Below are 20,418 nucleotides of genomic sequence, written 5' to 3' on the forward strand. Positions count from 1 at the left end.
TCGGGGATGGAGGTTGGCATGGCGTGCTCCGGTGCGGGTTGGCAGCTTCAAGCTTGTCCACAGAAGCTCAAGCACTTGCACTGCGGCAGCCACAGCAAGCGCCTCGGCCCGTGGGCGGGGCTTCGCGCGGTGCCACCGGCACCAGCACCGGCGTGTAACCGGCTTCGGTGATGGCCTCGTTGAACTCGCCGGCGTCTGCACTGCTCGGCTCGATGCGAAGCAGATGCTGAACGAGATCCACGTCCAGCTTCGCGCCAGGGTCAACTTCACGCACGGCTCGGGCGATGGTGCTCACGCAATGGCCGCAGGTCATGTTGTCGATTCGGTAGGCAAGCATCGGGAGCTCCTTTCGGTGTTGATGCATGCACTTTCGACCCTCCCATCATTGGAAGGTCAAGCAGGTCGCTCGATGCGTTGACACGAATCAAACGCGAGCGCCACGCGTGCCCTCGCCTCCCGGCGCCCCACCTGGATTCAGGCCGCGCTGCAAGACTGCTCGATGAACGACGCGGGCGCATCGTCCACGCGCCACGGCGCCGGGTGTGCCGCGTGGTGGGTGTTCGCGGGCCGGTTCAGCACGGTGAGCTGATGTTCTTCGGGTCTGGTGTACATGACGAGCTCAAAAGCCCAGCCAAGCGTGGCGCACCAGCAAGGCTGACAGCAACAGCATGGTGACCCCCACCAACACGTCGAGCACCTGCCACGCCCTGGGCCGCGCGAACCACGGCGCCAGCCAGCGCGCCCCAAAGCCCAGCAGCCCAAACCAGAGAACGCTGGCCGAACTGGCGCCGGCCACGAACCAGGCCCGAAACGCCGGCGGCTGCTGCGCGCCGATGCTGCCCACCAGCAGCACCGTGTCGAGGTACACGTGCGGGTTCAGCAGCGTGAAAGCCGCCGCCTGCGCGAGGGCCGCCCAGCGGCTGAAGCCTTCGTTGCCTTCAGCGGCCTTCAGTTGATGCGCGTGACGCGCCCGGTTCAGCGCCCGCACGCCGTACACCGCCAGAAACACCGCACCGGCCACCGCCAGCACCAGCGCGAGACCCGGGCGGTCGGCGAGGGCCTGGGCCATGCCCAGCACCCCAGCCGTGATGAGCAAAGCATCGACCACCGCGCAGAACAGCACCACGCTGCCCACGTGCTCGCGGCGCAACCCCTGGCGCAGCACGAACGCGTTTTGCGCGCCGATGGCGGCGATCAGCCCGAAGCTCAGCGCAAAGCCTTGCGCACCAACGGCCAGAGCCGGCGAGGCGGTCACGCCGCCCTCACCCGTGCGCCGTCGCCACGTCGCTCTCGGGCGTCTCGATGGCCCCGGGTGCCTGCTTGCGGGCCAGCAGCGTGTAGACCGTGGGCACGACGAAGATGGTCAGCAGCGTGCCCAGCGTCATGCCGCCGACGATGACCCAGCCGATCTGCTGGCGGCTTTCGGCACCGGCGCCGCTGGCCAGCGCCAGGGGCACGGCGCCCAGCACCATCGCGCCGGTGGTCATCAAGATGGGCCGCAGGCGCAGCGTGGCCGCTTCGAGCGCGGCTTCGACCGTGCCCTTGCCTTGCTGGCGCAACTGGTTGCTGAACTCGACGATCAGGATGCCGTGCTTGGTGATCAGTCCCACCAGCGTGATCAGCCCAATCTGCGAATACACGTTGAGCGTGCCGCCGCTCCACTTGAGCGCGGCCAGCGCGCCGACCATCGACAAAGGCACCGACAGCAAGATCACAAAGGGGTCGATGAAGCTTTCGAATTGCGCCGCCAGCACCAGAAAGATGAACAGCAGCGCCAGCACGAACACCAGCCCCAGCGCCCCGCTCGATGAGCGGAACTCGCGCGACACGCCGTTGAGCTCGGTCGCATAACCGCTGGGCAGCACCTCGCGGGCGATGCTGTCCATCTGCCCCAGCGCTTCACCCAGCGCGTAGTTGGGCGCGAGGTTGGCGGTGATGGTCACCGAGCGGCGCTGGTTGAAGTGGTTCAGCTCGCGCGGGCTCACGGTTTCGCGCACCTTCATCAGCGACGACAGCGGCAGCATGGTGTCGTTGCGGCCGCGCACGAAGAGCTTGTCGATGTCTTCGGGCGTGGTGCGGCCGCTCAGTTCGGTCTGCACCAGCACGTCGTACTGGTCGGCGTCGCGCTTGTAGCGCGTCACCGCGCGACCGCCGAGCATGGTCTCGACGGTGCGGGCGACCTGATCGACGCTCACGCCGGCGTCGGCGGCGCGGTCGCGGTCCACTTCGAGAAAGATCTCGGGCTTGTTCAGGCGCAGGTCGCTGTCGGGCTGCACGAAGCCGGGGTTCTTGGCCATCTCGGCCAGAAACTTCTGCGACACCTGCGCGAGCTGGTCGTAGCTGTCGTTCGAGACGATCACGTAGTTGATCGAACGCTCGCGAAAGCCCTGCCCCAGGCTTGGCGGCGTGATCGGAAAAGCCTGCACACCCGGCAGCCCCTGGAAGCGCGGCAGCAATTCGCGCGCAAGCTCTTGCGTGGTCTTCTCGCGGTCTTTCCAGTCGGTGGTGCGCATGAAGGCGATGCCTTGCGACACGGTCGGGTTGCCGGCCACCACGAACACGCGGTCGAACTCGGGGTACTCGCGGCCGATGCCTTCGATGGCGCGCAGGTAGCGCGCGGTGTAGTCGAGCGTGGCCCCGTCGGGCGCGTTGATGTTGGCGAACACCACACCGCGGTCTTCCATCGGCGCGAGTTCGCTCTTGGCGGTGCTGAACAGCCACCAGCTGCCGGCGGCCGATGCGGCCATCACGACCAGCACGATCCAGCGGTGCGCGAGCGTGAAGCGCAGCGCGCGGCCGTAGCCCGCGCTCAGGCCGTTCAGGCGCGCCTCCATCCAGCGGTCGAAGCGCGTGGGGTTGGGGTCGTGCTTGAGCAGCTTGCTGCACATCATCGGCGTGAGCGTCAGCGCGATGAAGCCCGAGACGATCACCGCGCCGGCGAGCGTCAAGGCGAACTCGGTGAACAGCCGCCCGGTGCGCCCCGGCGCGAAGGCCAGTGGCGCGAACACCGCCGCCAGCGTGAGCGTCATGGCAACCACCGCGAAGCCGATTTCCTTGGCCCCCTTGAGTGCGGCCTGGAAGGGATCGAGCCCCTCTTCGATGTGGCGGAAGATGTTTTCGAGCACCACGATGGCGTCGTCCACCACCAGGCCGATGGCCAGCACCAGGGCCAGCAGCGTGAGCGTGTTGATGGTGAAGCCGGCCACCGCCATCAAGGCAAAGGCGCCGATCAGGCTGACGGGAATCGTCACCAGCGGAATGACCGACGCGCGCAGGTGCCGCAAGAACACGAACACCACCAGCGCCACCAGCACCACGGCCTCGGCGATGGTCGTGTAGACCGACTGGATCGAGCGGTCGATGAACACCGAGTTGTCGTTGGCCACCTGCACGTTCACGCCGGGCGGCAGGTCGTCGCGGATCTGCGGCAGCACCTGGCGCACGCCTTCGGCGACTTCGAGCGGGTTCGCGGTGGCGTTGCGGATGATGCCGAGCGAGATCGACGGCACGCCGTTCAGGCGCACGCTCGAACGCTCGCTCGCCGGGCCCTGCTCGATTCGCGCCACGTCGCGCAGGCGCACGGTGTAGCCGTTGGCCGTGCGCAGGGCCACGTTGCCGAACTGCTCGGCCGTGTTGAGGTCGGTGCGCGAGGTGACGCTGAACTCGCGCTGCTGGCTTTCGATGCGGCCGGCCGGCACTTCGAGGTTCTGCTTGCGCAATGCGTCTTCGACGTCCTGCACGGTCAACCGGTACGAGGCGAGCTTGTCCGGGTCGAGCCAGATGCGCATCGAGAACGTGCGGTCGCCGTTGATGCGCACGTCGGCCACGCCGACCACCGTTTGCAAGCGCGGCTTGACGATGCGCGTGGCGATGTCGGTCACCTGCAGCGGCGTCAGCGCCTCGCTGGTGAAGGCGAGCCAGATGGTCGGCGTGGCGTCGGCCTCGACCTTCGAGATGACGGGCTCGTCCGACGCCTCGGGCAGGCGGCTGCGCACGCGCGAGACGCGGTCGCGCACGTCGGCGGCGGCATCGTCGGGGTTCTTGGCGAGCTTGAAGCGCACCGTGATCTGGCTTTGCTCGGCACGCGAGATCGAGGTGAGGATGTCCACCCCGTCGATGCCGGCGATCGAGTCTTCGAGCGGCTTGGTGACCTGCGACTCGATCACCTCCGACGAAGCGCCGATGAGCCGCGTGTTGACGGTGACCACCGGCTCGTCGATGCGCGGGTACTCGCGCACCTGCAGGCCACGAAATGCGACCAGGCCGATCAGCACCAGCAGCAGCGACATCACCGTCGCAAAGACGGGGCGGCGGATCGAGGTTTCGGACAGGCGCATGGGGCGGTCCTTTCGTTCGGCGCGACGCGATCAGCCCGCGGCGGGACCGCTGGCGGGCTTGGCGGGGGCGCCCTTGCCATCGGGTTTCGCCCCGGGCTTGGCCGCCGGGCGCTCGATGTCCACCACGCGCACCGGCACCGGCTCGGGTTTCATCAGACGCGACTGGCCGGCGCGCACGACGAGGTCGCCCGCGACCAGGCCTTCAAGAATCTCGACCTTGCCCGGCAGGCGCATGCCGATGCGCGCTTCGAGCCGCTGCGACACCTTCCCGCCCTTCGGCCCCTCGACCAGTTTGATCAGGTACTGCTTGCCGCCCTGCGGCACCAGCGCCTCTTCGGGCACGACGAGGGCGTTCTTGCGCACCTCGAACACCACCCGTGCCCGCGCGAACATGCCCGAGCGCAACTCGCCGCTGGTGTTGGGCACTCGCGCGCGCACCAGCAGCGAACGGCCGTTGGCGTCGAGCAGCGCGTCGATGGCGTCCACCTGGCCCTTGAAGGCCTTGCCCGGCATCGCGTCGAGGCTCACCTCGACGAGTTGGCCCGGCGACAGGCGCGCGACGTAGCGTTCGGCCAGACGAAAGTCCACCCACATCGCGCCGTTGTCTTCGATGTTGACGAGGTCGGCGCCGTCTTTCACGTAGTCGCCCACATTGACGTTGCGAATGCCCGCCACCCCGTCGAAGGGCGCGACGATGCGCATGCGTTCGGCCTGCACCCTGGCCAGCGCGACCTGGGCCTCGGCCACTTCGAGTGCGGCGGCGGTCTGGTCCACGGCGGCCGGGCTCACGAAGTTCTGCGCCTGCAGCTCGCGGTTGCGTTGCAGGTTGGTGCGCGCAATGCTCGCCTGCGCCAGCGCCTGCTTGAGCTGCGCGGCCTGCAGGGTGTCGTCGAGTTGCACCAGCACCTGGCCACGGCGCACGCGTTGTCCGTCACGAAAGCCCAGCGTCTTGATGCGCCCGCTGACCTCGGGCCGCAGCATCACGCCCTGGCGCGAACGCAACGAGCCCACGGCCTGCGCGTCGTCTTCGATGTTCATGGCCTCGACGCGGCCCACTTCGACCGGCACCGGCCCACCGGCCCCGCCCGGGCGCACCGCGGCCGAGGCCGACCCGACCGGTGCCGCACCTTCGACCGACGCCGGCGAGGTGCCCGCCCCCTTGTGCTGGTACCACCAGGCCGCACCACCCGCCAAGGCAATGCCGATCACCGCCACCAGCGTGTGAAGCTTTTTCAAGTCTCGACCTCTGTTGCGCGCGGCGTTTGCGGCCGCGCTTGCCTCACCTGTGTGCGGCGCTCAGGCGCTCGCGGCACCCACGCCGCGGTTCGCCAGAGCGTCCGCGCGTTCATTGCCCGGATCGCCCGCATGGCCCTTCACCCACCGCCAGTCCACCGTGTGCAGGTTGCGCAGGGCGTCGAGCCGCTGCCACAACTCGGCGTTCTTCACGGGCTTCTTGTCGGCGGTCTTCCAGCCGCGTGTCTTCCAGCCGTGGATCCACTCGGTGATGCCCTTGCGAACGTATTCACTGTCGGTGTAGATCGTCACCTCGCAGCTGCGTTTCAGCACCGCCAGCGCTTCGATCACCGCCGTCAGCTCCATTCGGTTGTTGGTGGTGAGCGGTTCGCCGCCGAACAGTTCCTTCTCGTGTTCCCCCATTTGCAGCCAGGCCCCCCAGCCGCCACGGCCGGGGTTGCCCTTGCACGCGCCGTCGGTGTAGATCACCACGTGCGGGCGGCGGATGGCGGGGCGTTCAGTGGTCTCGATGCTCATGTCAATTTGTGGAAGAAGTGTGGTTGTGGCCGCTGCGGTGGCTGACCACGGCGGCCGCCCCTTTGGCCGCCTGCCGCTGCGACCGCACCAGGCCCACGAGGCGCATGCCGCGCACGCGCTTGACCGCCACCACGAGGTAGACCGCACCGAACACCGGCCACCAGCGTTCGCCGGCCGACTCCATCCAGGCAAAGCGCGACAGCCCGCGCGGCGAGCGCAAGGGCAAGCCATAGCAACCGAAGCGCCCGGCCTCGACCTCGAAGCTCAAGAGGCGCAGCCAGTCGCGCAAGCGCCAGTAGCCGATGAAGCCGTTCGTTTCAGGAAGAAAAAGTGGCGTGCGCCGCCCGAGCGCCTGCGCCATGCGACCCAGGCGCTGACGCAAACCCCAGAGGCTGCCAGGGTTGAAGCCGATGATCACCGCGCGGCCTTCGGGCCGCAGCACGCGTTCGACCTCGCGCAGCGTGAGGTGCGGATCGCGGGCAAGTTCGAGCGAATGCGGCAGCACGACGAGGTCGAGGCTCTGGCTGTCGAAGGGCAAGGCGTCGAAGTCGCAGCGCAGCACGACGGCCGCGGCGGTACCCTCACCACCCGCCGCACCATCGCCCAAGGCGGCCATCGGCGGAACCTCGCCGTTGCCGGCACACTCCACCGGCCCTCCGGCGACCCAGCGATGCGGCATGCGGTTGGCCCGCAACGAGTCGAGTTCAGGCAGGCCGAGCTGCAAAGCATGAAAGCCGAAGATGTCGGCCACGCGCTGATCGAGCTGGGCCTGTTCCCAAGCGAGCAGGTACTGGCCCGGCGGGGTCTTCAGCCAGGGTGCCAAACCTATAATTCCGCCCGATTGATCCATGAACCTGCTAGCGCTGCCTGCCTTCACCGACAACTACATCTGGATGCTTCACGATGGCCGGCAGGCACTCGTCGTCGATCCGGGGGAGTCGGCGCCCGTTGAACAGGCACTCGATGCCCACTCGCTGACCCTGGCGGGCATTCTAGTGACGCACCACCATGGCGACCACGTGGGCGGCATCGAGGCCTTGCGGTCCCGCTTGCACGCCACGCGGGGCCAAGTCTTCGGGCCGGCACGCGAACGCATCCCCCTGCCTTTCGTGCCGCTGGGTGACGGTGATGCGGTCGAACTGCTTGGCCTGCGCTTCGAGGTCATCGACGTGCCGGGCCACACCGCCGGGCACATCGCCTACCTCACCCAACCGGCGGGCGAAACCCCGCTGCTTTTTTGTGGCGACACCTTGTTCTCAGGCGGCTGCGGCCGGCTCTTCGAAGGCACGCCGGCGCAGATGCACGATTCACTGTCACGACTGAACGCGCTGCCTGGCGACACACGCGTGTGCTGCACCCACGAGTACACGCTGTCGAACCTGCGCTTCGGCCTGGCCGTCGAGCCCGGCAACACCGACCTTGCCGACCACATGACCCACTGCCAAGCCCTGCGCAAACGCGGCCAGCCCACGCTGCCCAGCACCCTTGCGCTGGAGCGACGCATCAACCCCTTCTTGCGCTGCGACGAAGCCGCGGTGGCCCAGGCCGCCCTTTCGCATGGCGCCCACACCCGCGAGCCGGTCGAGGTTTTCACCGCGCTGCGCGAATGGAAGAACACGTTCCGATGACCTTCACCCCCGTTCGCCGCCGGCTCGTCGCCGTGCTGGCCCCGCTGAGCCTGTGGCTCGGCGCCTGCGCTTCGCTCACCTCCCCCCAGCAGCCCAGCGCTGCCTCTGAAGACGCGGCCTTCGCCGCCGCACCGGCCCTGCCCGCACCAGCGGCCTCGGCCCCCAAGGCCGCCGCGGTGGTCGTGCCCGCCAACGCCGCGTCGCAACCGGTGTCACAGGCCGTGGCCGACGCGCCGGCCGTGTCGGCCCCCGTGGACCCGCTGCGGCCCGAAGAGCCCGTCAACCTCGACGCGCCGACGAAGATGGCCGACCTGTGGCAGCGGGTGCGCCAGGGCTTTGCCATGCCCGACCTCGACACCGACCTCGTGCGCAACCGCGAGCAGTGGTACGCAAGCCGGCCCGACTACGTGCAGCGCATGACCGAGCGTGGCAGCCGCTACCTCTTTCACATCGTCGACGAAGTCGAGCGCCGCGGCATGCCCACCGAACTGGCCCTGCTGCCCTTCATCGAAAGCGCGTTCAACCCGCAGGCCGTGTCGTCGGCCAAGGCCTCGGGCATGTGGCAGTTCATGCCCGCCACCGGCAAATATTTCGACCTGCGGCAGAACGTCTTCCGCGACGACCGCCGCAGCGTGCTCGAATCGACCCGCGCCGCGCTCGACTACCTGCAGAAGCTGCACGGCATGTTCGGCGACTGGCACCTGGCGCTGGCCGCCTACAACTGGGGCGAAGGCAGCGTGCAGCGCGCCATTGCGAAGAACCGCCGCGCGGGCCTGCCGACCGACTACCTGAGCCTGCGCATGCCGGCCGAAACGCAGTACTACGTGCCCAAGCTGCAGGCGGTGAAGAACATCGTCGCGCGGCCTGACGCGTTCAGCCTGAAGCTGCCGCCGCTCGAAAACCACCCGTACTTCCTGAGCGTGCCCATCGAGCGCGACATCGACGTGGCGCTCGCGGTCAAGCTGGCCGGCGTGACGAACGAAGAGTTCATGCGCCTGAACCCGCAGATGAACAAGCCGGTCATCCTGGCCGCCGGCACGCCGCAGGTGCTGCTGCCCTACGACAACGCGAGCCAGTTCGTGCGCAACGTGCAAGAGCACCGCGGCCCGCTCGCCAGCTGGACGGCCTGGGTCGTGCCACGCACGATGCCGCCGAAGGCCGCCGCGCAAGAGGTCGGCATGAGCGAAGACCACCTGCGCGAGATCAACAAGATCCCCGCGCGCATGCTGGTGAAGTCGGGCTCGACGCTGCTCGTGCCGCGCAGCCAGCACGTGCTGAAAGACGTGTCGCTGCACGTGGCCGACAACGCGGCCATGCTGCTGGCCCCCGATGCGCCGCCGCTGCGCCGCGTGGCGCTGCGCGCCGGCAAGCGCGACACCGTGGCCTCGATCGCCAAGCGCTACCGCGTGAGCGCTGCCCAGGTGGCCGACTGGAACCGCACCACCACGCGCTACATCTTCAAGCCGGGCGAGCGCGTGATCGTGTTCGTGCCCAACAAGGCAAGCGGCAAGGCCGCGGCCGTGCGCGCGTCGGCTCCGGGCAAGAAGGTCGTCGCGGCCAGTGCGAAGCCCGGACGCAAGCAGGCGGCGGTGAAATCCAGCGCCAAGGGCGCCGCAAAGACCGCGCCCAAGCGCAGCGTCAAGCCCACGCGCAAGAAGCGCTGAGGCCACCGCGCCCGGCCGGGGCCGCTCAGCGCCGGTCGCTCAGGGCGTGGGCGATGGTGCCCAGGTCCACGTATTCGAGTTCGCTGCCGATCGGCACGCCGCGCGCCAGCCGCGTCACGCGGATGCCGCGCGCCTTGAGCGCCTCGCCGATCGCGTGGGCCGTGGCTTCGCCCTCGGCGGTGAAGTTGGTCGCGACGATGACCTCTTCGACGCCCTCTTCGGCAGCACGGCGCATCAACTCGGCCAGGCCGATGTCCTTGGCGCCAACGCCATCGAGCGGGCTCAGCTTGCCCATCAGCACGAAGTACAGGCCGCGGTAGCTGCCGGTGCGTTCGAGCGCGGCCTGGTCGGCCGGGGTCTCGACCACGCACAGCAGGCGCGCATCACGCGCCGGGTCGAGGCAGGTGCTGCACACAGGCGCTTCGGTGAAGGTGTGGCAGCGGTCGCAGTGGCGGATGCGGCCCACGGCACCCTGCAAGGCCGAGGCGATCTGCCCGGCCCCTTCGCGGTCGTGCTGCAGCAGGTGAAAGGCCATGCGCTGCGCCGACTTCTGCCCCACACCGGGCAGGCGCCGCAAGGCTTCGATCAGCGCGTCGAGCGCTTGCTGCTCGGCCATGTCAGCGCTGCGACCCCGGCGAACCGCCCGCCCGCCACCGCGCCGCCCCAAGGCGTGCGAGCCCCCTCGGGGGCTGGAGAAGCGGCGCAGCCGCAAGCCGGGGCGTCAGCATGCTCAGAACGGGAACTTCATTCCGGGCGGCAGCGGCATGCCGGCGGTCAGCTTGCCCATCTTTTCTTGCGACACGGCTTCGGCACGGCGCACCGCGTCGTTGAAGGCGGCAGCCACCAGGTCTTCGAGCATGTCCTTGTCGTCGGCCAGCAGGCTGGGGTCGATGGCCACGCGCTTGACGTCGTGCTTGCAGGTCATCGTGACCTTCACGAGGCCGGCACCCGACTGGCCTTCGACCTCGACCGTCGCCAGTTCGTCCTGGGCCTTCTTCAGGTTGTCTTGCATCGCCTGGGCCTGCTTCATCAGACCGGCGAGTTGGTTCTTCATCATGGTGGGCTTCCTTTCGATGCCTGATTCAATGGGGCTTGACCGACCCGGGCACGATGCGCGCCGTCTTGAACTGCTGCATCAGGCTCTGCACGAGCGGGTCGTTGTGGATGATCTGTTCAGCCTCGGCCTGGCGCCGGTTGCGCTCGGCCATGGCGCGCTGCGCGGGGGTGTCGGTCGCGGGGCCCGACTCCACCACCAAGCGCACCGGGTGCTGCAGCAGGTCGGCCAAGGCGGCCTGCAGCTTGTCGCATTGCGTCGGCCCGCGCAGGGTTTCGCGTTCGACGTGCAGCGTCCAGACCGGCGGCGAGGCGGCTTCATCGAGGGCCACGCACTGCGACTGCATCGCCAGCTCGCGCACCATGGCGCTGATGCTGCCGGCCGTCACCATGCCGGTGACGACTTCGTTCCAGCGGTCGCCCAGAGGCGTGGGCTCGAAATTCGGCAGCACCGGCGCGGGCGTGGGCACGAAGGGCGGCGGTGAGGGTTCGCGGGCCTCCATCGTCACCGGTGCCGACAGGTCGTCGTCGGGCGGAATGTCGAGCCAGGGCGGCGGCTCGCTGCTCGACGCAGACGGCGCAGGACGGACCGGTGCGGCAGCAGGTGCCGGTGACGAGGCCTGCGATGGGGCCGCGGGCGCGACCGGTGGGCGCACCGGCACCCGCACGGCCGGCGCAGGCGCCACGGCCGCCGGTCGTGCCGGTTCGCGTGCCGCGGGCGATGCGACGGGGCGTGTCGCCGGGGCCGCATCACGGGCCGCCGGGCTGGGGCCCCCCGCCGACGCCCCCGCCGCACCCGGCCGGAAGGCCAGCATGCGCAGCAACACCATCACGAGTCCGCTGTATTCGTCGGGCGCCAGGCCCAGCTCGGCGCGGCCATGCAGCACGATGCTGTAGAGCAGTTGGGTTTCGTCAGGCGCCAACGCCCCGGCCAGGCGGCTCACGGCGGGCGCGTCGGGGTCGTCGGCGTCCAGCGCGTCGGGCACGACCTGCACCACGGCCATCTGCTGCAGCAGCGTCGCCAGTTCGTCGAGCGTGCCGGTGGCCGACAGGCCCAGCGCACGCAGGCCGTCCACCGTGGCCACGACCTCGGCGCCGTTCGACGCGGCCAGCGCCTCGATGAGGCGCACGGCATGGCTGCGGTCCACCGCACCCAGCATCTGGCGCACGCCCGCTTCGCCCAGCACGCCAGCGCCGAAGGCAATGGCCTGGTCGGTGAGCGACAGCGCATCGCGCATCGAGCCGCGTGCCGCGCGCGCCAAGAGGCGCAGCGCGCCGGGCTCGGCCTCGATCTGCTCGGCCGCGAGCACGGCCGCCAGGTGCGTCTGCACGGTCTGCGGCGCCATCGGCCGCAGGTTGAACTGCAGGCAGCGCGACAGCACCGTCGGCGGCACCTTCTGCGGGTCGGTCGTGGCCAGCACGAATTTCAGGTATTCGGGGGGCTCTTCCAGCGTCTTCAACATCGCGTTGAAGGCGGTGTTCGAGAGCATGTGCACTTCGTCGATCATGTAGACCTTGAAGCGGCCCACCACCGGCTTGTAGACGGCCTGGTCGAGCAGTTGCGAGATCTCTTCGACGCCGCGGTTCGAGGCTGCGTCCAACTCGACGTAATCGACGAAACGGCCCGAGTCGATGTCGCGGCAGGCGTCGCACACGCCACAGGGTTTGGCGGTGATGCCGCCCTGCCCGTCGGCCCCGGTGCAATTGAGTGCCTTGGCGAGGATGCGCGAGACCGAGGTCTTGCCCACGCCGCGCGTGCCGGTGAAGAGGTACGCATGGTGCAGGCGTTGCTGCGTGAGCGCGTTGCTCAGCGCTTGCACGACATGCTCTTGGCCCACCAGGGCCTCGAAGTCGCGCGATCGGTACTTGCGGGCCAGCACGAGGTAGGACATCCGGCGATTCTAGGCGGGCGGCCCGCGCCACCGACGCGGTGCCGGATAATCGCGCCCTCGCTCTGCAGCCCCTCCTGGCCCGACCCACGATGACCGCCACGCCCCCGAACCCCACCGCGCAAGACACGCTCAGCTACGAACAGGCCGGCGTCAACTACGACCTCATCGACCCGCTGAAAGTGGCCGCCCAACGCGCCGCCAAGGCCACCGGCGCGCACCTCGCGTCGCACGGGTTCCAAGAGGTCGAGGCCTCGCGCGGCGAATCGGCCTATGTGGTGGACGTGGGCCCGTTCTACATCGCCAGCATCGTCGAATGCCTCGGCTCGAAGGCCCTGGTCGCCGACGAGATGAAGGCGTTGACCGGCAAGAGCTACTACGCCGGCATCGCGCAAGACACCATCGCGATGGCGATCAACGACCTCATCACCGTGGGCGCCACGCCGCTCGTCGTGCAAGCCTACTGGGCCGCCGGTGGGTCCGACTGGTTCGGCGATGCGCAACGCGCGCAGGCCCTGGTCGAAGGCTGGAAGCGGGCCTGCGACACCTGCCAGGTCGCCTGGGGCGGCGGTGAAACCCCGGCGCTGGCCGGCATCGTGGCCGAAGGCCGCATCGACCTCGCCGCCAGCTGCACCGGCCTCATCAACCCGAAAGAGCGCCTGTCGGTCGGCGACAAGCTCGGCGTCGGCGATGCCATCGTGTTGCTCGCGTCGAGCGGCATCCACGCCAACGGCCTGAGCCTTGCGCGCAAGCTGGTCGAACGCCTCCCCGACGGCTACCTCACCCCGCTGCCCGACGGCACCACCTACGGCGACGCCCTGCTCGCCCCGACGGTGCTGTATTCGCCCGTGACCGAAGCGCTCTACAAAGCCGGCATCACGCCGCACTACTGCGCCAACATCACCGGCCACGGCTGGCGCAAGCTGCTGCGCCACCCGGCGGCGCACACCTACCGCATCCACACCGTGCCGCCCGTCACGCCGGTGCTGAAGTTCATCCAGCAGCACGCCAAGCAAGACGACCAAGAGGCGTACAGCACGCTCAACATGGGCGCCGGTTTCGCCATCTTCGTGAAGTCCGAAGACGCCGCACGCACGGTACAGGTCGCGCAGGCGCAAGGCATCCAGGCCTGGGTGGCCGGGCAGATCGAAGCAGGCCCGAAACGCCTGCTGATCGAGCCCTTGAACATCGAATTCGGTGACGACTCGCTGCAACTGCGTTGATGCAAAGCAGCCCTTGAAGTCAGAGTGCTTCGGGGGCTCGCCTAGAATGCGTCGCTGACGGGCCTCCTCGCATGGAAGCACGGCCAACCGGGTCAGGTCGGGAACGAAGCAGCCCTAACTGTTGTGACCAGTGCCGAGGGTAAGGCTCGTCAACCCTCCCCTACACATCCGAAACGCAGCGGCGTTTCGTCGCGGTCAGCGTGACAGCGCATTCCAGGCCATGTGGCCGGCCAGTGCCGCGACCGCGCTGGCGAAGCTGCCCCAGGCCATGTCCATCATTGACAGGCCGATGGGCCAGTCTTTCAGCGTGGCGAGGTTGGTGAGGTCGTAGGTTGCATAGGCCGTGAGACCCAGCAGCGCACCCAGCGCCACTGCTCGCCAGACCCCCGACTCTGCCGCGGGCTGCACCGCGAAGAACACGAGCGCTGCGGGAAAGAGCCCGTAGAAGAGCCCCGCGGCCGTCACATTGAAGTTCTCGGCCATCAGGTGGCCCATGCCGGCGCGGTACCACGACGCGGCGATGAGCTTGAGCCAGATCGCATCAAGCGCCGCGAAGCTGAGCGCGGCAGCCGCGTACGCGGCCAACGCCGGGGTGGTGCTCATTGCACGGCAGCGCCGAGCGCGAAGCAGCGCACGCCGCGCCGCAGTTCGGCGGCCGGCAGCACCTTGTCGAGGGCCAGGCCGCGGGGCGGTTCGCCAAGCTTGCTGCTGGCGCGAAGAAGGTCATCCATCATCAGGCCATCGGCGTCGATCATCTCGGCCAGGTAGCGGTGCTCGCCGTTGAAGAGCAGTGCGCGGGGTGCGGTTTCGGGGCCGAGCAGGACCAGGTACTCGGCTTGGTGCTTGCGGTTCATTCGTTGCATTCCTTCGTTCTTCTGATGAACGGGATGCTAGGAACGAAGGCCCGTCGCACCCAGCGGCCGGAAGCCGATTCACCTGTGAGAAATCTCCCACGCGATGCGTCGGCCACGGCCGCATGCAGGCCTCAGCGGTACTTGGGGCCGGTGGTCGATTGCTGCTTCTTGTAGGCCTCGTTCATGGGCGTGCCACGGTCGGTGTCCACACGGCCGGCTTCGAGGTCGGCATGTGCGCGTTCGATGATCGGCCGCGGCTCCTCGCGATGGCTGTCCGACGACTCGTCGTGCTCATGCGGCAGGCGCGGGCGCGGCGTTTGGCCCTCGGTGCTGCGGGTAGTGCTTTGCTTGTTGGCGTCTGCCGTGCCGTCGATGTGGGCGGCTTCGGCGAAGTCTTTCTCTGCCTCTTCGCTGGCGCCCTTGCGGCGGTCGTAGGCGTCGCGGGCTTGCGGCGGGTTTCCGATGGATGTGCTCATGGTCTCTCCGGTTGCGCTCGGGAGCCGTGTGCTCCCGGTTGTTCAACCGTAGGCGAGGCCTTCGACCGCACGAAGCGGCGCGGGGCGCGCACGGCCGTAGGACGTGGCCGACACCGTGGGCCAGCCAACTGTGGGCCGTGCAAACAAAAATGCCCGGAGGCGGACCTCCGGGCATCGGTGTGTGGCGAAGGCGCGGCCTGAGGCCACGCCGGTCAACGGTCGCTCAGCGCATGTAGCGGCCGCCCGGGCCGACGATGGTGATCTCGACGAAGTTGGAGCCGTGGTGGCGCGTCGGGCCGAAGTTGAGCGGGAAGCCGCCCATGTCGAACTTGCCGATGGCTTCCATGCCCGAGGTCAGCGAGGCCGGCGTCACGCCGCCTTTGCCGGCCGCGCGCTTCAGGCCTTCGATCAGCACGCGCGTGTTGACGTAGCCGAAGAAGTGGTCGTAGTCGACGGGCACCTTCTCTTTGAACGCGGCGGCGTTGAAGTCGCGCGTGAGGGCCGTCGTCTGGCGCCACGGGTAGGGAATGATCTGCGTGTAAGCCATGCCGCGACCGTCGTCGCCCAGCGCAGCGACCAGGGCCTTGGCGTTGGCGATGGACAGTGCGTACACCGGCACGCCGATGTAGTTGCGGATCGCCTTGATGGCTGCCACGGTCGAGGGACCGAAGGCCACCAGCAACATCGCTTGCGGCTTGGAGGCACCCACCGCCTGTGCAGCAGGCACGGCGTCGGAGCCATTCACTTCGAGCTGGTGCTTGCCGACGATGGTGGCGCCGAACTCTTTGGCCACCTCTTCCACCACCGGCTGCATCAGCTGGCCGAAAGCGTGGTTCTGGTAGATGACGCCGAGTTGCGTCTTCTGGGTGGCCACGAGGTTGCGCACGATCTGCACGACCTCGTCCTTGTAGCTGGCGAAGTTGGTGAAGAAGTACGGGTGCTGGCGCACGCGCAGCGAGGGCGAGCCCCCGTAGGCACCGATCAGCGGCACCTTCTTTTCTGCCAGCAGCGGCAGCACGGCCGCGACGTTGGCAGTGCTCGCGTAGCCGAACAGGCCGGTGACCTTTTCGTCGTCGATGAGCTTGTTGGTGTTCTCAACGCACTTCTTGGGGTCGTAAGCGTCGTCGAGGGTGATCAGCTTGATCTGGCGGCCGGCCACGCCACCCTTGCGGTTGATCTCGTCGATGGCCATTTGCTGGCCCTTGATGACGGGCGTGAAAGAAGCTGCCAGCGGTCCCGAGAGGTGGGTGCTCTGGCCGATCTTGATTTCCTTGGAGTCTTGCGAGAAGGCCGGCAAGCCAAGCGCTGCGCCGGAGGCGGCCGCAACGGTCTGGATTGCTTGTCTGCGGGTCGGTTTGTAGCTCATGGTTATTTCCTTCGAAGCGACGACAACGAGCCGGAATGCCTTGGGTTCAAGCCCTCGGTACCGGGATAAGACCAGCCTTTGATTATTGCGACGCCTTGGTGCATGACCATGAGGGTTCGCTTGGATCGGCTTTGTTGTTGCTCGTGAACGACGCACCCGCCCACCGTGTCACGGGCGTGACGATGGCGCTGGGCAGGTGCGAGGTCGCGGCTTGTCTCCACTCCACTCTCTCTTGATCTCTTGACTTTGACGGTTTGCGCCTCAGCGCATGTAGCGGCCGTTCGGGCCGACGATGGTGATCTCGACGAAATTCGACCCGTGGTGCCGCGTGGGCCCGAAGTTCAGCGGGTAGCCGCCAAGGTCGAACTTGCCGATCGACTCCATGCCTGCCGTGAGCGCTGCGGGCGTGAGCCCCTTCTTGCCCTTGCCGGCCGCACGCTTGAGCCCTTCGATCAGCACGCGAGCGTTGAGGTAGCCGATGAAATGGTCGTAGTCGATCGGGATGTCTTGCTTGCCCATGACCGCGCCGAAATCGCGCGTGAGCGCGGTGGTCTGGCGCCAGGGGTACGGAATGACCTGCGTGTAGGCCATGCCGCGCCCGTCTTCGCCCAGGGCGGCGACCAATTGCTTGGCGTTGGCGATGGAGACGGCATAGATCGGCACGCCGATGTAGGTGCGGATCGCCTTGATCGCCGCCACCGTCGAGGGCCCGAAGGCCATCAACAGCACCGCCTGCGGCTTGCCCTGCCCGACAGCCTGCACGGCGGCCATCGCGTCCGAGCCATTGACTTCGAGCGAGTGCTTGGCCACCACGGTGGCGCCGAACTCCTTGGCGACTTCTTCCACCACCGGCAGCATCTGCTGGCCAAACGGGTGGTTCTGGTAGATGAGGCCGATGGATGTCTTTTGCGTGGCCACGAGGTTGCGGATCATCTGCACCACCTCGTCCTTGTAGCTGGCGAGGTTGGTGAAGAAGTACGGGTGGTGGCGAGCCCGCAGCAGCGGCGAGCCGCCGTAGGCACCGATCAGCGGCACCTTCTTCTCGGCCAGCATGGGCAGCACGGCCGCGACGTTGGCGGTGCTCGCGTAGCCGAAGAGGCCGACCACCTTTTCATCGTCGATGAGCTTGGCGGTGTTCTCGACGCATTTCTTGGGGTCGTAGGCGTCGTCGAGCAGCACAAGCTTGACCGGCCGGCCACCGATGCCGCCCTTGCGGTTGAGCTCGTCGAAGGCCAGGGCCTGGCCCTTGAGCACCGGCACGAACGAGGGCGCCAGCGGCCCGCTCAGGTGGGTGCTCTGGCCGATCTTGATCTCGCCCGACTCTTGAGCGAACGACGCAGGCAGCGAGAGGGCGGCACCCGCGGCCGCCGCCGTTTGCAGCGCGTCGCGTCGGGTCAGGCGAAAGTCGGTCATGGGTGCGCTCCGTGTTCATTTTTGACGACGTTCGCAAGCACTTGCTGCGTTCTCGTCATCGATGGGGCGGATGCTGCGCCCCCGCACAAGCGCTTACAACAGGGTGAGACCCCAGGGATCTTCGATACGTGCGCTTTGCGTGACGCCAATCACGGCACAAGTGCGCACATTCGTGCCCAGCGCTGCACACGATGCAAAGCCCCCTCGGACGCCATCGATGCACGGGCATTTCGCGCCGCTCACCGTGGGGCCCTGCGCGATGCATTTCGCACGGCGGCCGGGCCGTGCATGGGGTCGTCGAGAACGATCAGGTGGACTGACGGAAGGCCATCACGGCCTGGTTGCGCAGGGTGCGCACGAGCGACAGTTCTTTCTCGCCCAGCTCGATGCCGCCGGGCTCGGCCTTGTCGGCGTAGATGAGAGCAAAGGGCGCGCCCTTCATCAGCAGCGGCAGCAGCAGAAAAGCCGGTGCGTTGACCGATTGCTTGTACCAGGCGGGCAGCCGCGGCGCGATGGTGGCCGCCGTGGCGTCGGAGATCAGCGTGTCGGCCCCTTTGATGCACACGGCTGCAAAGAGGTCGGGCGCGGTGCCGGGTGCGGGCTTCAGCGGCACGCGGATCTTCGGCGCCAGGGCCTCGGCCCCCTCACCCAGGCCGAAGCGGCCGGTGAGCGCTTCGGTCTTGGGGTCACGCAGGCAGAAGATCACGCGCCTGAAGCCCAGTGCGCGCAGCATGGTCTCGAGGATCATGCGCAACACCTCGTTGAGCTTGAAGTCCTCGACCATCGTGTTGGTGATGTCCTGGATGCCTGCGGCGAGCATGGCCGCCGCGGCTTGCGGGTCGTGCGCGGCGGGGCGCGCTGTCCCCACCGGCATCGCCTGGGCCGACGCCGGCAGCGTGGCCTGCAGTTCGTGCGGCGACAGCGTGTCGATGACGGCCTCTTGCGCCGTGCCGTTGCCCGGGCGTTCGAGCAGGCGACGCAGGCGCGAGCCGGGCTGCACCTGCAGGTTCATGGCCTGTGCCAGATTGGCCAGGCGCTGCTGGGCGCCGATGGCGGCGGCCTGCACTTCGCGCGGCGTCACGCCCAGCACCTTGGCAAAGCGCTCGGCCACCTCGGCGACAGCGGCACTGGTTTTTCCGGGATCGGCGCGCAAGAGCGCATCGGTCACTTCATTGGCCGCCAACGTCACCCAGCGCAGGCGGTCGGCCTTGTCGCTGGCACGGGCCGGTGGCTCGCCCACCGGCTTGCGCATGCAGCGCTGCAGCCCTTCGGGCAGGCCCCAGGCCTTGGCCACGCCCAGGCCCAGTTCTTCGAAGCTCAGGCCCAGCACGGTGATCGACGCCGCCGTTTCATCGGGCGGCGCAGCCGCTGGCGTGCGGGGCCCGGCGGGCTTGACGAGGTTGCGAATGGCGCGCGCTTCTTCGGGAAAGTAGAACTCCGTCAGCAGGCGCCCGAGGTTCTGGAACATCGCGCCGATGAAAGCTTCTTCGCCCTCGCGCGGCGATGGGCACAGCTCGCTGGCCAGCGAGCCCGCCATCAACGAGCGCACGAACTCTTCTTTCAGGATGTTCGCGTGCGCCTTGTCGTGCATGTGCTCCAGCAGCACAAGGCTGAGCGCCATGTTGCGGATGCCGGCAAAGCCGATGAGCGCCACCGCGCGCGACACCGTGCTGATCGCCCCGCCCCCGGCGTGCGAGTAGTTGGCCGTGTTGACCAGGCGCAGCAGCTTGTTGGTGAGCGCCACGTCTTTCAGGATTTCGCCCGACAGGCTGGCCAGGCTCTCGTTCTCGGAGTTGGCGACCTTCTGGATGCGCGCGACCGAGTCCGACAGCGCCGGAAAGTCGCTCTTGTGGCGCATGCGCCGCAGCAGGAATTCGAGCGTGCCGCTGCCGCCGCCCGATGCGGCGGCACCGCCGGCCGGCGACATCCACGCGATCAGTTCGGCGCGCAGCGCCGCGGCATCGGGGTGGCGCTTCGACGCATCGCGCGACAGACAGCGCAGCACGATGGCGCGCAAGGCGTCGTCCACCTCGGTGGCCAGGTCGGCGGGCAGCTGCAGGTCTTCGTGGGCCGCGCGGTACATGGCGCGGTATGGGTCTTTTTCGTGAATGAGCGCTTGGCCGCTGAGGGCTTCGGCCAGCACGAGGCCGGCCGAGAAGATGTCCATCGCCGGCGTGGGCGCGAGACCGTGCGTGGCCTCGGGCGACATGTAGCCCGGCGTGCCGACGACCTCGGCGTGGTTGGCGGCGTCTTTCACGCGCGCGGCGATGCCGAAGTCCATCACCCGGGCGCGGCCCGCGCCATCGACCAGCACATTCGACGGCTTCAGGTCACGGTGGATGACGCCAGCCTCGTGCGCGGCGGCCAGGGCGTCCAGCACCCCCAGCATCAGCTCGACCGCCTCGCGTGCGGGCAAGGCGCCGCGTGCGCGCAGGTGTTCCGAGAGCGTGCGCCCGGGCACGTATTCGAAGACGAGGCAGGGCTTGCCGTCGAGCATGTCGGCCTCGAAGACCGGCACGATGTTCGGGTGCGTGAGGCGGCTCACGCTGCGCGCTTCTTGCAGCCACTGCGCGACCGAGGCCGAATCGGCCTGCGGCTTCATGATCTTGACGGCCACCTCGCGTTCGAGGCGCGGGTCGTAGCCCAGCCACACCGTCGATTGCGCGCCGCGGCCGAGCATGCGTCGCAGCTCGAAACGGCCGAGGGTGGTCTGCGTTTCGCTGGCGACGGCTGCGCTGGGCATAG

19 protein-coding genes and 1 other RNA gene are annotated in these 20,418 nt (G+C 68.3%); 4 read left to right on the forward strand and 16 right to left on the reverse strand.

All coding sequences use genetic code 11. The features are described from left to right. Positions 1-67 precede the first annotated feature (67 nt). The 7 genes from AC1KAT_RS14920 to AC1KAT_RS14950 form a co-directional block, all read right to left on the reverse strand. The gene (locus AC1KAT_RS14920) at positions 68-337 is read right to left on the reverse strand and encodes a heavy-metal-associated domain-containing protein (protein WP_480327303.1); all 270 of its coding nucleotides are present in this window, start codon (positions 335-337) and stop codon (positions 68-70) included. A gap of 137 nt (positions 338-474) precedes the next feature. After that, entirely contained in the window at positions 475-612 is a 138-nt protein-coding gene (locus tag AC1KAT_RS14925) for a hypothetical protein (RefSeq protein WP_480327304.1), read from the reverse strand. 7 nt (positions 613-619) lie between these two features. Next, positions 620-1,255, reverse strand: a complete 636-nt coding sequence (locus AC1KAT_RS14930) for a LysE/ArgO family amino acid transporter (RefSeq protein ID WP_480327306.1) — start codon at positions 1,253-1,255, stop codon at positions 620-622. A 7-nt stretch (positions 1,256-1,262) separates the two neighbouring features. Beyond that, complete coding sequence (locus AC1KAT_RS14935) at positions 1,263-4,337, reverse strand: efflux RND transporter permease subunit (RefSeq protein ID WP_480327308.1); 3,075 nt, start codon at positions 4,335-4,337, stop codon at positions 1,263-1,265. A 30-nt stretch (positions 4,338-4,367) separates the two neighbouring features. Further along, entirely contained in the window at positions 4,368-5,573 is a 1,206-nt protein-coding gene (locus AC1KAT_RS14940; RefSeq protein WP_480327310.1) for an efflux RND transporter periplasmic adaptor subunit, read from the reverse strand. Between the two features lie 60 nt (positions 5,574-5,633). Next, on the reverse strand, positions 5,634-6,107 hold the full coding sequence (gene rnhA / locus AC1KAT_RS14945; RefSeq protein WP_480327312.1) for a ribonuclease HI: 474 nt from the start codon (positions 6,105-6,107) through the stop codon (positions 5,634-5,636). A gap of 1 nt (position 6,108) precedes the next feature. After that, positions 6,109-6,957 carry a class I SAM-dependent methyltransferase gene (locus AC1KAT_RS14950; RefSeq protein WP_480327314.1) on the reverse strand — a complete coding sequence of 283 codons (849 nt, stop codon included), beginning with the start codon at positions 6,955-6,957 and terminating at the stop codon, positions 6,109-6,111. On the opposite strand from AC1KAT_RS14950, the gene gloB reads away from it, so the two are divergent. Continuing rightward, positions 6,956-7,735 carry a hydroxyacylglutathione hydrolase gene (gene gloB, locus AC1KAT_RS14955; protein WP_480327316.1) on the forward strand — a complete coding sequence of 260 codons (780 nt, stop codon included), beginning with the start codon at positions 6,956-6,958 and terminating at the stop codon, positions 7,733-7,735. The two genes, AC1KAT_RS14950 and gloB, sit on opposite strands and share 2 nt — an antisense overlap. Beyond that, entirely contained in the window at positions 7,732-9,399 is a 1,668-nt protein-coding gene (locus tag AC1KAT_RS14960; protein WP_480327318.1) for a transglycosylase SLT domain-containing protein, read from the forward strand. The genes gloB and AC1KAT_RS14960 overlap by 4 nt, the downstream gene beginning before the upstream one ends. Positions 9,400-9,424: 25 nt before the next feature. Here the strand turns inward: AC1KAT_RS14960 and recR are convergent, their stop codons facing one another. From recR to dnaX, 3 genes are all read right to left on the reverse strand, one after another. Further along, positions 9,425-10,015, reverse strand: a complete 591-nt coding sequence (gene recR / locus AC1KAT_RS14965; RefSeq protein WP_480327320.1) for a recombination mediator RecR — start codon at positions 10,013-10,015, stop codon at positions 9,425-9,427. A 114-nt stretch (positions 10,016-10,129) separates the two neighbouring features. Next, positions 10,130-10,456, reverse strand: coding sequence for a YbaB/EbfC family nucleoid-associated protein (locus AC1KAT_RS14970; protein WP_480327322.1), 327 nt, complete (start codon positions 10,454-10,456; stop codon positions 10,130-10,132). Between the two features lie 25 nt (positions 10,457-10,481). Beyond that, positions 10,482-12,344: a DNA polymerase III subunit gamma/tau gene (gene dnaX / locus AC1KAT_RS14975; RefSeq protein WP_480327324.1), complete on the reverse strand. Its 1,863-nt coding sequence runs from the start codon at positions 12,342-12,344 to the stop codon at positions 10,482-10,484. Between the two features lie 89 nt (positions 12,345-12,433). Between dnaX and AC1KAT_RS14980 the strand changes: the two genes are divergently transcribed. Together AC1KAT_RS14980 and ffs are read left to right on the forward strand one after the other, a co-directional pair. Then, on the forward strand, positions 12,434-13,564 hold the full coding sequence (locus AC1KAT_RS14980; RefSeq protein ID WP_480327326.1) for an AIR synthase-related protein: 1,131 nt from the start codon (positions 12,434-12,436) through the stop codon (positions 13,562-13,564). Positions 13,565-13,620: 56 nt separating this feature from the next. Further along, positions 13,621-13,718: signal recognition particle sRNA small type (gene ffs / locus AC1KAT_RS14985), an RNA gene on the forward strand. Between the two features lie 41 nt (positions 13,719-13,759). On the opposite strand, the gene AC1KAT_RS14990 is transcribed toward ffs, so the two are convergent. The 6 genes from AC1KAT_RS14990 to AC1KAT_RS15015 form a co-directional block, all read right to left on the reverse strand. After that, positions 13,760-14,167 (reverse strand): DUF2177 family protein, encoded by a 408-nt coding sequence (locus tag AC1KAT_RS14990; RefSeq protein ID WP_480327328.1) that lies wholly within the window; start codon positions 14,165-14,167, stop codon positions 13,760-13,762. Beyond that, positions 14,164-14,418, reverse strand: coding sequence for a hypothetical protein (locus AC1KAT_RS14995; protein WP_480327330.1), 255 nt, complete (start codon positions 14,416-14,418; stop codon positions 14,164-14,166). The genes AC1KAT_RS14990 and AC1KAT_RS14995 overlap by 4 nt, the downstream gene beginning before the upstream one ends. Positions 14,419-14,549: 131 nt before the next feature. After that, entirely contained in the window at positions 14,550-14,894 is a 345-nt protein-coding gene (locus AC1KAT_RS15000) for a hypothetical protein (RefSeq protein ID WP_480327332.1), read from the reverse strand. Between the two features lie 223 nt (positions 14,895-15,117). Further along, the gene (locus AC1KAT_RS15005; protein WP_480327334.1) at positions 15,118-16,260 is read right to left on the reverse strand and encodes an ABC transporter substrate-binding protein; all 1,143 of its coding nucleotides are present in this window, start codon (positions 16,258-16,260) and stop codon (positions 15,118-15,120) included. A 261-nt stretch (positions 16,261-16,521) separates the two neighbouring features. Beyond that, a complete protein-coding gene (locus tag AC1KAT_RS15010; protein WP_480327336.1) occupies positions 16,522-17,673 on the reverse strand; it encodes an ABC transporter substrate-binding protein in 1,152 nt (383 codons plus the stop codon). A gap of 307 nt (positions 17,674-17,980) precedes the next feature. Next, complete coding sequence (locus AC1KAT_RS15015; RefSeq protein ID WP_480327338.1) at positions 17,981-20,416, reverse strand: protein kinase domain-containing protein; 2,436 nt, start codon at positions 20,414-20,416, stop codon at positions 17,981-17,983. Positions 20,417-20,418 lie beyond the last annotated feature (2 nt).

The sequence above is a fragment of the Piscinibacter sp. PDB5-1 genome (assembly GCF_056676035.1).

Coding starts and splice junctions, on each gene's coding strand:
- AC1KAT_RS15010 (WP_480327336.1), bottom strand. CDS start 17,673: ATGACCGACTTTCGCCTGACCCGACGCGACGCGCTGCAAACGGCGGCG.
- AC1KAT_RS14990 (WP_480327328.1), bottom strand. CDS start 14,167: ATGAGCACCACCCCGGCGTTGGCCGCGTACGCGGCTGCCGCGCTCAGC.
- AC1KAT_RS15005 (WP_480327334.1), bottom strand. CDS start 16,260: ATGAGCTACAAACCGACCCGCAGACAAGCAATCCAGACCGTTGCGGCC.
- rnhA (WP_480327312.1), bottom strand. CDS start 6,107: ATGAGCATCGAGACCACTGAACGCCCCGCCATCCGCCGCCCGCACGTG.
- AC1KAT_RS14995 (WP_480327330.1), bottom strand. CDS start 14,418: ATGAACCGCAAGCACCAAGCCGAGTACCTGGTCCTGCTCGGCCCCGAA.
- AC1KAT_RS14970 (WP_480327322.1), bottom strand. CDS start 10,456: ATGATGAAGAACCAACTCGCCGGTCTGATGAAGCAGGCCCAGGCGATG.
- AC1KAT_RS14935 (WP_480327308.1), bottom strand. CDS start 4,337: ATGCGCCTGTCCGAAACCTCGATCCGCCGCCCCGTCTTTGCGACGGTG.
- gloB (WP_480327316.1), top strand. CDS start 6,956: ATGAACCTGCTAGCGCTGCCTGCCTTCACCGACAACTACATCTGGATG.
- AC1KAT_RS14920 (WP_480327303.1), bottom strand. CDS start 337: ATGCTTGCCTACCGAATCGACAACATGACCTGCGGCCATTGCGTGAGC.
- AC1KAT_RS14960 (WP_480327318.1), top strand. CDS start 7,732: ATGACCTTCACCCCCGTTCGCCGCCGGCTCGTCGCCGTGCTGGCCCCG.
- AC1KAT_RS15000 (WP_480327332.1), bottom strand. CDS start 14,894: ATGAGCACATCCATCGGAAACCCGCCGCAAGCCCGCGACGCCTACGAC.
- dnaX (WP_480327324.1), bottom strand. CDS start 12,344: ATGTCCTACCTCGTGCTGGCCCGCAAGTACCGATCGCGCGACTTCGAG.
- AC1KAT_RS14925 (WP_480327304.1), bottom strand. CDS start 612: ATGTACACCAGACCCGAAGAACATCAGCTCACCGTGCTGAACCGGCCC.
- recR (WP_480327320.1), bottom strand. CDS start 10,015: ATGGCCGAGCAGCAAGCGCTCGACGCGCTGATCGAAGCCTTGCGGCGC.
- AC1KAT_RS14980 (WP_480327326.1), top strand. CDS start 12,434: ATGACCGCCACGCCCCCGAACCCCACCGCGCAAGACACGCTCAGCTAC.
- AC1KAT_RS14950 (WP_480327314.1), bottom strand. CDS start 6,957: ATGGATCAATCGGGCGGAATTATAGGTTTGGCACCCTGGCTGAAGACC.
- AC1KAT_RS15015 (WP_480327338.1), bottom strand. CDS start 20,416: ATGCCCAGCGCAGCCGTCGCCAGCGAAACGCAGACCACCCTCGGCCGT.